This window comes from Gammaproteobacteria bacterium (genome assembly GCA_029862005.1).
Classification (GTDB): domain Bacteria; phylum Pseudomonadota; class Gammaproteobacteria.
On sequence record JAOTYD010000036.1, the window covers coordinates 1 to 11,325 of the forward strand.

The window sequence follows — 11,325 nt, forward strand, 5'->3', positions numbered from 1 at the left end:
ATGGTGGCCGCATCGTTCGTCCCGGTGATGGTAATGGCCTGGGTCGCAGTCGTACCATCATCGGAGGTAAAGGTAATGGTATCGACCAGGGTCTCGCCATCGGCGAGGGCATCGACAACAGGATCATTGTTATCGAGGGTATAAGTCCAGTCACCACTGCCATCGACAGTCACGGTGCCGTAGTTTGCGGTACTGGTGTCCAGGGTGCCTTCACCATTATCGACATCGCTGATCGCAATGGTGCCGCTGGCGGTCTGGTTGGCCCCGTCGTCTTCGGTGACCGCGGTATCGACTGGGGTTACCGAAATGTTCGCGGTATCATTGACAGCGCTAATCGTGCCGCTGACTGTTGCGGTATTGGTTAAGCTGCCATCACTGAGGGTGTAATCAAAGCTGACCGGACCATTGTAATTAGCAGCAGGGGTAAAGGTGATGTTATCACTGGCATCGATATTCACGGTGCCGTTGGTCACGGCGATACTCTGCACGCCACCGACTAGGGCGGTGCCATTGATCGCGGTAATACTGATCGGATCGCCTTCGGGATCGCTGTCGTTCGCCAGAAGCGTTGCATTCAAGCTGGCCGTGGTAGTGTCTTCTGCACCATCCAGGGCGCCCACGTCAACGATCGCATTCGGGGCGGTATTTACCGTATAGGATTCTGTATCAGTGACTGGTGCCGCGACATTGCCGGCCGCATCGGTGGCAATAAAAGATGCATCGATGGTAGCGTCGGGATCATTTCGCAGGTCGCTGCCATTCACATCGATGCTGAAACTACCGTCGGCAAGCACGCCACCACTGGCACTAACCCCGTTGATAGTCAGCGTGACAATATCACCAGCCTGAAAGTCGCCAGCGACGCTACCAGTAATACTAACTGTGCCAGCGGCCTCTGCGGCATCGATGATGTCATCAGGAGTGATGTTTGCATCCAGCGTGATACTGGCCGTGGCTGTAGTATCAACTGTATGAGTCGAAGTTGTGGTCGCACTATATGGATTACCCGCTCCATCGATACCGGATACTGTCGCGTCAAAGCTGGTGTCAACCATCAGGTCCGCAGCTGCAACCGGAATACTAAATGTGTTAACAGCACTAACGGTTCCGCTATAAGCCGTGCCGTTAACGTTGAGGTCGATAGAATCGCCCGTTGTGGCGAAGCCGCCCACGTTGCCCGTCACGTTAATCATACCTGCCGTTTCGGTGGCACTGATGATGTCATCGGCAGTAATATTATCAACCGCGATTGATACATTAGGGGCGCTAGTGTCACTAACGGCACTAACCGTTTGGGTGTCGGCTGTTGGAATAATAACCGCATCTTCAAGCGGCGATTGATTATCGGGTCCAGCAGAACCCAGATCGAAAGGAGTAAGGCGGGTTTCAACAATGCCTTCATTACCGTCCCTGGAGTAAACTGATGCCTGGTGTAATGCATCCGAATCACCGGCGGCTCCGGCAGCGGTAGCTTCCAGTTCGGCAAGGTCGATACCCTCGACAATCAGGCTCTGCAATTCAGCTAATTGATCAACGCGCGACTCGGGATAGTCACTGAGGCCTGCGAAAACCGACTCGTCCAGCAGCATTTCGGTATTTTCACCAACCTGCAACTTATTCCCGTTGTAGAACTCGAGCACAATCTGGGTATTGAGACCTGTTGTGAGGATATCGCCCTCGTTAATCTGGTCACCAATACTGAGAACTCTGATTACACCATCTACGCTGCGAACCTGTGCATCGCCGATTAATTCGGCGACATAACCGATACTTTTAGTTGCCATATATCTGCAGAAAAATATGAATGAAACCTATATATAGGCTAGATTTAGTGGGTCTGTGTCATACCTAAGTCGTAGACCAGCGGAACTAAAATTGCGGATTGAGAGGTGGGTCACATAGCCAGGGTGACATTGCGACCGAAATGCTATGACTGCTTGAGGTAAAGTACCAGCCCGACTCGGTCCTTGAGTTCGAGTTTTTTAAAGATTTTGGTCAAGTGACTCTTCACGGTAACTTCAGAAATCTCAAATAAATCAGCGATTTGTCGGTTAGATTTGCCTTCGCCGACGGCAAATGCGATATCTCTTTCTCGCGCGGTTAATATTTCCAGCTGCTTTTGTTGACCGGAGGGATTTACAGCCTGTTGCGCGAGCTTGAAAGCTGCATCCAGCATCTGCGGCGGAAACCAGCTTTGATCGTTTTCCAGTAACCGCAGCATCTGGTGATAGTGCGGGGCGGCCATGTGACTATTGCAATAGGCTTTGGCGCCGAGACGCACACATTCGAGCATTTCATGGATGTTGGGAAGATCAGAGCAGACGCCAACGCGAAGCGGTTTACCGGAAACATGTTTCAGTAACCACTCGTAGCATTCGAGTTCCATGCCCGATACATGTACCAGATAGAGTCGCTCGGTATCTTCCGATGGTACTTGTAACTCCCTGCTATATTCGAAGGCGATGTCCAGGTGGCGTTGCAGAAAACGATCAAATGAACGCGATGTTGAATAAACGAGAAGCTTCATTACCGCTCTCGTAACGCCTTGTCTATTCCACGATGAACCGGTTCAGTCAGGTATGACAATATCGTTTTCTTGGCAGTTATAATATCAGCCTCAGCGGTCATGCCGATTTTAATGGGTAATTCGCCACTTTTTCCACCGAGAAACGATTTTGTCGGTTTCACTCGGACCAGGAAGAAACTCTGACCCTCTTCATTGGTAATGGTGTCGGCGCTGACAAAAGTTACGATACCTTGCAAACTGCCATGAATCGCGAAATCGTAGGCCGAAAATTTCAACCTGGCGAACTGTCCGACATTTACATAAGCGATATCTGCAGGCTTTATATTCAGTTCAACCAGAAGGTCGTCTTCCTGGGGCACGATGTCGAGAATACTATTCCCCGGTGTTATTACGCCGCCGATGGTGTTGAAATACAGGCGTTGCACGATACCGTTAACCGGCGAGCGCAGGGTAGTGCGTTTGACTCGATCTTTCAACGCGGTTTGCGTCTCCTTGATGCGACTGATCTCGGCGGTTACTTCGTTTAGTTCCTTTTTGGCATTGTTCTGAAAGTTAAGCCTTTCTTTCTGCTTACTGAAACGAGCCTCCTCGATCGTAGACTCGATGCGGGGTACAGATAATTTGACCGCCTCGATTTCGCCTTCAAATTCGGCCTCTCGCTGTTGCAACTGTAAAAACTCGACTTCGCTGATAATGCCGCGGTCCTTTAATGGCTTTTTGATAACAATCTCTTTTTTGACCAGGTTCAGGGACCGTTGCAGTTGACGCCGTTTCGACTGGGCTTCGAGTAAGGCGCTTTTTTGCTGGCTTATTTTTTCTTCAAGAATGCTTAGCGTTTCCTTGAGTTGTTGCTGGTTCGAATCGAACAGGCTTTTCTCTGACTTGATCAGTTGGGGTGCTTCCGCGCTAACTTCGCTATCGGGTATAAAATCCCGGTCGAAGGCTTCGGCAGTCAGACGACTGGCCTTGGCCACCAGTTCGAGGTAGAGCAGTCGGTTCTCTTCGAACGAGCTTGAAAACGCGACGTCACTGATCTTGATCAATGCCTGTCCTTCCTCGACCGCCTGTCCTTCAGCAACCAGAATCTCCGATATGATGCCGCCTTCAAGGCTCTGAATGTTCTGCACCTGGCTCGCCGGTGAAACCTTGCCCGAACCGCGAATAACGACATCAATTTTCGCCCAGTTCATCCAGGCGATCGCGGCGATGACGAACAGCGCAAAGATCATTACAACCGCGATCAGGTGGCGCGGTGACCGATGTACAACTGCAGCTGAAAGGCTGCGCATATACACCATGTCCTGCTTGCCATGGATCCCCATTTGGGTGATATCTTCAAAATTGGTATTGTCGTCATCGTTATGCATTCTGAGTACCTTTCAGGGCATTCAATACCTCGTCCTTGGGACCATCCATGACAACGCGTCCCTCGTCCATGACGATTAACCGTTCTACCAGCTCAAGCATCGGTGCCTTGTGCGTCACCAGCAGCAGGGTCCTGTCGCGGGTGTATTCAAAGATCCGTTTCTTGACGATGGATTCCGTTGTGTTATCGAAACTGTTGGTTGGTTCATCGAGAATCAGGAGCGGCTCGTTCAATAGCACGGCTCTCCCCAGGGCGATTGCCTGTCTTTGACCGCCGGACAGGAACCCACCTTCCTCGCCGACCTGGGTATCAAAACCCTGCGGTAACTGATTAACGAAGAGGTCTACGCCACTAATAGCTGCTGCCTGGATGAGCTTTTCATCGTTAATATGTAAATCCTTGTAGGCAATATTTTCTCGAATCGTACCGCGTAATAATTCGATGTCCTGCGACAGGTAACCGATATTTCTGCGCAGGTCGGCCGGGTCTATCTGATTGATGTCGATATTGTCGATTGCAATCGAACCGCTGTCTGCCTGGTAGAGACCGATGATCAGTTTCATCAGGGTGGTTTTTCCGGATCCCACCTTACCGATGACACCGACATGCTCACCTGCCTTGATTTTTATCGAAATGCCCGCGAGGGATTTCTTGGGAGATTCAGGGTAACTGAAATCCACCTCTTTGAAGTTGATAGCACCTTCGAAACCAGGACGACGCACATAAGACTTGCCGTCGGGTCTCTCGACCGGTTTCTGCATTAAATTTTCGAGAGAGCGGAATGCTGTGCGAGTCTGTTCATAGCTGGTAATCAATGCGGCAATCTGGCCCATCGGCGCCACCGCTCGAGATGAAAGCATGACGACGGCGATTAATCCACCCAGGCTGAGTTCCAGGTCACTGATACGGTAGATGCCAAACACGATTAAACCAATCGTGTTGAACTGGACCATCAGATTGGTCACCACGGTGATCGACGACGCCAGCATGCGTGCACGCATCGAACGGTTAGCAATGGTCCCGGATGATTCTTCCCATACCCACTGTGAATAATTGGCGACGCCGAGTGCCTTCACGGTTTTTATCGAACGCAAGGTCTCGATCAGGTGTGCATTCTTGTTTGCAGTCGCTTCGTAGGTTGCTTCCACACTGGCTTTTAGTGGCCTGATCAAAATAAAACTGTAGAGCATCAACAACGCGATAATGATCAGGGGAACCGCGATCATCGGGCCACCGATGTAGTAGATGACCAACAGGAAAATAATTGCAAAGGGCAGGTCAACGAGGGTCGCGATCGTCGATGCTGTGAAAAAGTTGCGGATACTTTCAAATTCACGTAACTGGCTGGCAAAAGCACCGATGCTTGCCGGCCATTGATCCATTTTCAGGTTCAGCACATGGGAAAATATAATGGATGACATGATGATATCGCTTTTTTTACCGGCGATTTCAAGCAGATAGTTGCGGACGAAACGTAAAGCCGTGTCAAAAACATAAACCGTGGCAATGCCGGCGGCCAACACCCAAAGGGTCGCGATAGCGTCGTTCGGCACCACCTTGTCGTACACGTTCATCGTGAACATCGGCGTCGCAAGTATGAACAAATTGATCAGTATCGACGACAGCAGTACGCTCGCGAAAATGTCCCTGGACTTGGCCAGTGTTCCCCAAAACCAGTGACCTGTGCCTTCGCTAGCTTCCGTGGATTCGCCGGATTCCTTACGTAATTCCTTTTTGAGCAGGAAGGCATAGCCAAGATATTCGTTGCTCAATTGGCTCAGTTCGAGCCACTCTTCTCCTTCACCGATCTCCGGGAAAATGACTTTGGCGCGATTGTTTTTACGGTCGATGCTTTCAAGTATGCAGGCATTGCCATTCTTTAATACCAGGATACAGGGCAGCAAAAGTCTCGACAGCTTGCTGAGATCGCGATGAATCAGGCGGCTGGCAAATCCAGCGCGTAATGCGACCCGTGAAAATAAACCCTTGGGACGGTCGATACTGAAAAGCTCCGGGCCATCTGCACCAGGTTCAACCGGTAAACCCGCAATCAAAGCCTCGACGCTGATTGGCCGGTTATGTATCTTGGCAAAGATAACCAGGCACTCGAGCAAAGGGTCATACTGATGATGAGGGTCGATCATATATGGGCTTTTTTCTGTAATCGAATATTGCTGAAACAGCTGGATTTGGTCTGAGAGGGACCAATTCTATTAGGCTCCCAACCTCGTGTTTTAACTGCGCGCCGATGGATCATCTCTGTATTTGCCCCCGGGTGGTAAATCACGCTAGATTGCTTCCGCTTCGGCGAGAAAGTTTCCTTGCATGACATCGATTCCAAGAGATTTTAGTTCATCAAAAACTTCCTGCGAATCGACCGCTACGGCAATGATGCTGATATCCAGCGTGTCCGTGATTGTTTTTAATGCCTGGTAACCGGCCCGCATGTCATTGCGACTCATCTCGTGTAGTGTTTTAGCATTGATTTTAACGTAGTCAAACTGGCCGGATTGCAGCAACTGCAAAGACTGGCCGAGGTCCAGATTGTCGATTCCAAACTGATGCTGATGTTTCCTGACACGATCAGAAACCTTCCCGCACATGATCGGATGCTGGTTGAGGACGTAATGGCTGGCTTCGATGCATAAACTGGTATTGGACTGTTCGAAATCCTGCAGCAATTGATCGAATTCGGTCTGGCCCTCGGCCAGCTCGAAGAACGCGGCGCTCAGATTAATGGCGATTGGAATTTTTCGGTCGATGTCCCGATTTGAGGTCACCAGGCGGAACACTTCCTTGTCGATATCCAGAGACATGCCTAGACGCGAAGCCATAGGCATAAATGCCGATGCCGGCACTATCTGGTCTTTTTTATTTCGAATTCTGACAAACAACTCGCGCTGGATCGGAAAGCGTTCATTGCCGATCGCCAGTTGCGCGACCAGGAAAAGCTGATTCGATTGCAAAACCGACTCGAGCCAGCTGCGCCATTGCATTTTTCCCTGGGGTAATTCGAGATTGGTCGAGAGTTGTCGTTCAATCGAAAAGGGCCCCCGGGTGTCTGCCTGTGACAGGCAGTAGTCGATGCTGGCGAGAATACCCCCGATCTCGCCACCTACTTCAAGATCGCAAATACCAGCCAAAAGTTTTACCTCGGACATATGAGGTTCCTTTTGTGATAGCGCCTGGAAATCATCGAATAATTTACGAATAATTTCGGAGACCTCGGATTCGTCGGCAGCGCTTAAAAAAGCAAACTCATCCTCGTTAAAGCGTGATATGCGCTCAACGCCATGATCCGACTGCGCCTGGCGCAGCAGGTCTGCCAGAATCCGGATTAAATTGTCCGACACCTCGTAGCCTTGTTGATCACGCAATTGCTCGAAATCGACGATCTTGATAATCGCCATGCAACCATGCAGCCCTGATTCTTCCGACGTCGATTGCTGCAGCTGGTCAAGCAAGTAACGACGATTGCCCAGGTTTGTCAGCTTATCCCGGTAAAGAAGTCGTTGGTAATCGCCCAGAGTCTTTTCCTGGTTATCAAAGATATCCTGGACCTTTGCGACCATCAGGTTCATTGCTTCGACCACCCGTTTAAGCTCGACTGTGGTTGGAAACTTTTCCTGTTGAACAAACCGGTTGCTATGTATCGCATCTGCCTGTTCCCTGACCCTTTGTAATGGCTGCAGTAGGTATCTAAGAACCACCCAGAGCACCAGCATCGAAACCACGAACAACAGTACAAACCAGCGCAGTGCAGAAACCAGTGCCTGGTACATGGTGCTGTAGGCAAACCCTGGATGAATCTCGAGTTTAAGTTCGCCAAGCTGGTTCCATCCCTTCATGACCCGGGTTGTTCCCCGTGCCGGCTCTAGCGGCACCAGGTGCAGAAACCAGCCAGGCACTCCGGCAATATCCAGGTCCTGGCTTTTCTGATGGACGGTCTGACCATCAACCGCAACCAGCTCGATTCGCGTATAGTAGCCACTGTCGAAAACCGCGTTAAACAGGACTTCAAGCGTGGTCTCGTCGTCTCCTTCGGGCAGATTACTGATTGCGATCCCCAGGGTTGTGGCCATGTCCTGTGCCGTCGTCTGTAACTGCCCCTGCTGAAAACTACTGGTGCGAGAGAAATCGTTAATCACGATGATCAATAACAGGATTAAATAAATCGCCGATACCAGCATGGCTATCTGTTTGAATAATGTCATGGTTTTTCCTTTTGAATATCGGCCAGTAATTTTGTCCACTTACTGTTCTTGATTTTATGGGTGGGCAGTGATTTGCCCAGTCCGGCCGACGCATTGGACAAGAAAAGCGATTTGGCGTTGAAACTGTAAACGGGCAGTAAATCCGATCTTTTGTCAGCGCTGACAATAATTGGGTTGTAATTATCCAGGACCTGGGGGATGCTGGCCGGGGTAGGGAAGTAACTCAGCACCATGTGCGCCACATTCTGCTTCAGGGCCTTCACATAGGTCAGATAGAGACGTTCGTCGGGCACGCCGAGTTTACGCAGGGCGAAGTACTTGGCAATGACAAAATCCTCGCAGTCGCCCTTGTGTGTCCCCAGGAATTCATTCGGCGTGGCCCAGTAATCCTGTTCACCCCAGTGGGCCCGATCTTCCGCGTATTCGAATTGATTAAAAAAGCGATTCACCTCGGTTAATTGCTTTTGAATACTTTGGCCCTGAAGTTCACCCAACAGCTTATTGATTGCGAGACCCCGTTGATAAGCCCTATCAGAATAAGTGGTCTTTAAATGGTTCAGCATATCGTTGCTAACCAATGGACCGGCCAGATGCCTGGCAGGATTCATTAACAGAAGTGCTGCAACGATAAAGACACATCTATTCTTCACTACCTGCCCTCTCAGCACCGGGTGCCTGCATTACCGTAAAAACCATATCCTTTTAACGCCGGGTAAGATTTTTTGACATGCTGGATTGGGTTATACAGGAGAGGCTTCCAAACTTACGTTACTGCCTCCAAGTGTATACTACTTGGCGCAACCAGGCGGCAGCTTTACTCTGCTTGATTCCTGGTTTTGAAAACGAATTCTCCGCGACGATTGATCGCTTTTCCAGCCTCGGTCGAATTATCGGCGATGGGCTCATTTTCTCCCACTCCAATCGCGATGATATCCGCGCTATCGATGTCGTTACTAATCAGTAAATTTTTCATCGCCTCGGCTCGTTTTTCAGACAGGACCATATTATATCGGTCCGAGCCAACATTATCCGTATGCGTGTAAATCTCGATAATAATGTTGTCCATACGTTTAACCTGATCGATGATAGCCTTCACCTTGGCCTTGGACAGGTCAGTCAGTTCAGATTCATCATATATAAAGTTGACCAGATGAACCTTTCTAAGATCTATGACTTCAGCTACGAACACCCTTACCCGCACTGTCGCGGTAGCGTTAGCCGTTGCGCCTTTATTATCCGTGACGGTGTATTTGAAAGTGTCGAACCCGATAAAACCCTCTGCGGGTCTGTACACCAGGTTATTGCTGTCATTGAATGCCAGGCGGCCTACTTCAGGTTGGCTCACATCGATGATTTCCAGAGGATCGGAATCCGAGTCATAATCATTCGCAAGCAACTGTGCGGTCGTGATAACCAGTACGCTATTGGTTTCGATTTCAAACTCATCATCGTTCAGAATTGGAGCCGAGTTGGATGCTGGCAAAACAGGCTCCGGTTGTTTTACTTTCGAATCAATCCTGGTATCAAGCTGTTCGTTACATCCAAAAGGATTCACCTGGACATCGAGCAGCGTATTATCACAGTGGTCCATGGGATCAACTTCAGCATCCCGATCCTCGTCGTCGGGGAGCGGGAGGGCATCAACCTGGTTAGTGGTCAGTCGGGCAACCTGCAGATTGCCGTCTTTTAATTCGAATTCGATTGCTGCGGCTTCAAACAACCTGCCGATACCCTCGTAAACCCGATAGCGGGCAACCAGCGAATCATACTTAGCCTCGGTATATTGATTTCTTGCAGTATTCAGTTCGTTCTCTGCATCGAGCAGGTCGATAAGGTCGCGCTGGCCGATAAAAAACTCCTCTTTATAAGACTCGACGGTTTGTCCGGCCTTAAGGACGTGGGCATTGAGAAATTTAAGTTGCTGGACCAACAGGTCATCAGCAGTCCAGGATAACCGCAGGGTATTGATAACCTGCCGCCGCACCCGGGCGGCGAACTCCTTTTGCTCGTAAACGGCGCTGACTTTCTTTTGCTGCTCGGCATCATTTCTGCCACCGCGATAAAAATTGTACGAGAGATTGAGCACAATACTGGTTTCCTCGGTATTTCCGTCGAGGCCGTCAAGGTCTTCGCCATACTCGGTGGCAAGGCGAAGGTCGAGATTGGGATAGCGCGTTTTCAGTGACCGACGATGATCCGACTGGGCCGCCTCGATATTGCTTTTCGCAACCCGCATCGCCGGATGGTCAACCAGCGCCTGGTCAATCAGTAAATCCAGTTGCTCTCGCGGCATGGAAGGCAGACCGGGCTCGGACAATTCAAAGGGATCGATGTAGCGCCCCAGGATTTGATGCAGCTGCGTGGCCGCGTCTTCGAGATTGTTTTGTTGTGCGATCTGGCTTGCCTGGGCGCGGGCGAGACGCCCCTCGGTTTGCTGCAGTTGCGAAAGCCTGCCAACACCGGAGAGATTACGCTCTTTTATCCGTGACAGAATTTCTTCATGGGCCGCAACGTTTTCAATTGAAAGCTGGTAAAGCCGGCGTTGCTTGATGACCTCGAGATAAGCCTGTATTGCACGCAGTGCAATATTGTCGGCGGTGTCATAAACCTCGTATAGCGCGGCGTCGATGCGGGCCCTGGTTTGCTCGATCTGGTAGGTCGTGTCATAGCCGTTAAACAGATTCTGGGTGAGCGAGAGTTCGAGCCTGGTGCTGTCGTAGTCGACAGACTGGTTGCCGGTGGAGGGGGAATCGGTGTCATAAAATCCGGCGGAAGCGTTCAGATCAACACTGGGTCGCCAGCCACTTTCGGCGATATTACGGTCGCTGATAACCTGGCGGTAGACGTAGATCTTTTCTTTTACTTCCGGATGGGCACTGATCGCGTCAACAACCATAGCCTGCATATCGAGAGCTTTTGCAGGTACTGCCAGGCTCAGCAAAAGGATGAGACCTGTCAGCGCTGTCTTCGAACCTGGATCTCGGACTGTAAATGTGTTCATAGGGATACCGAAAATGGAAATACGAATTTCATCTCGGCGAACACCGAAATGCAAATTCCAAGCATAGCTCCGGGTACAGCCTTACGGGAAGATCTGGCTAACACAATGGATAGTTTCGACCTCTAGTGTAAGGGTATTTATAATTAAAATTAAGTATATCGCTTAAGTTGTTGAAGATAATAGTCTATTTTGGCTTGTATTCAACCCGAAAATAGCC

The 11,325-nt window shown here is 50.1% G+C and carries 7 protein-coding genes; all 7 read right to left on the reverse strand.

Annotated features, from left to right (window positions below; genetic code table 11):
• Positions 1 to 1,784 (reverse strand): retention module-containing protein (locus tag OES20_16280; protein ID MDH3636256.1); only part of this gene is annotated, 1,784 nt, incomplete at its 3' end.
• A 143-nt stretch (positions 1,785 to 1,927) separates the two neighbouring features.
• On the reverse strand, positions 1,928 to 2,527 hold the full coding sequence (locus OES20_16285; GenBank protein MDH3636257.1) for a response regulator transcription factor: 600 nt from the start codon (positions 2,525 to 2,527) through the stop codon (positions 1,928 to 1,930).
• Positions 2,527 to 3,894, reverse strand: coding sequence for an HlyD family type I secretion periplasmic adaptor subunit (locus tag OES20_16290; protein ID MDH3636258.1), 1,368 nt, complete (start codon positions 3,892 to 3,894; stop codon positions 2,527 to 2,529). Before OES20_16290 ends, OES20_16285 begins: the two co-directional genes overlap by 1 nt.
• Entirely contained in the window at positions 3,887 to 6,037 is a 2,151-nt protein-coding gene (locus OES20_16295) for a type I secretion system permease/ATPase (protein ID MDH3636259.1), read from the reverse strand. Before OES20_16295 ends, OES20_16290 begins: the two co-directional genes overlap by 8 nt.
• Before the next feature lie 144 nt (positions 6,038 to 6,181).
• Positions 6,182 to 8,107 carry an EAL domain-containing protein gene (locus OES20_16300; protein MDH3636260.1) on the reverse strand — a complete coding sequence of 642 codons (1,926 nt, stop codon included), beginning with the start codon at positions 8,105 to 8,107 and terminating at the stop codon, positions 6,182 to 6,184.
• Positions 8,104 to 8,715 carry a transglutaminase-like cysteine peptidase gene (locus OES20_16305; protein ID MDH3636261.1) on the reverse strand — a complete coding sequence of 204 codons (612 nt, stop codon included), beginning with the start codon at positions 8,713 to 8,715 and terminating at the stop codon, positions 8,104 to 8,106. Before OES20_16305 ends, OES20_16300 begins: the two co-directional genes overlap by 4 nt.
• A gap of 206 nt (positions 8,716 to 8,921) precedes the next feature.
• Positions 8,922 to 11,108: a TolC family outer membrane protein gene (locus OES20_16310; GenBank protein ID MDH3636262.1), complete on the reverse strand. Its 2,187-nt coding sequence runs from the start codon at positions 11,106 to 11,108 to the stop codon at positions 8,922 to 8,924.
• Positions 11,109 to 11,325: the final 217 nt, after the last annotated feature.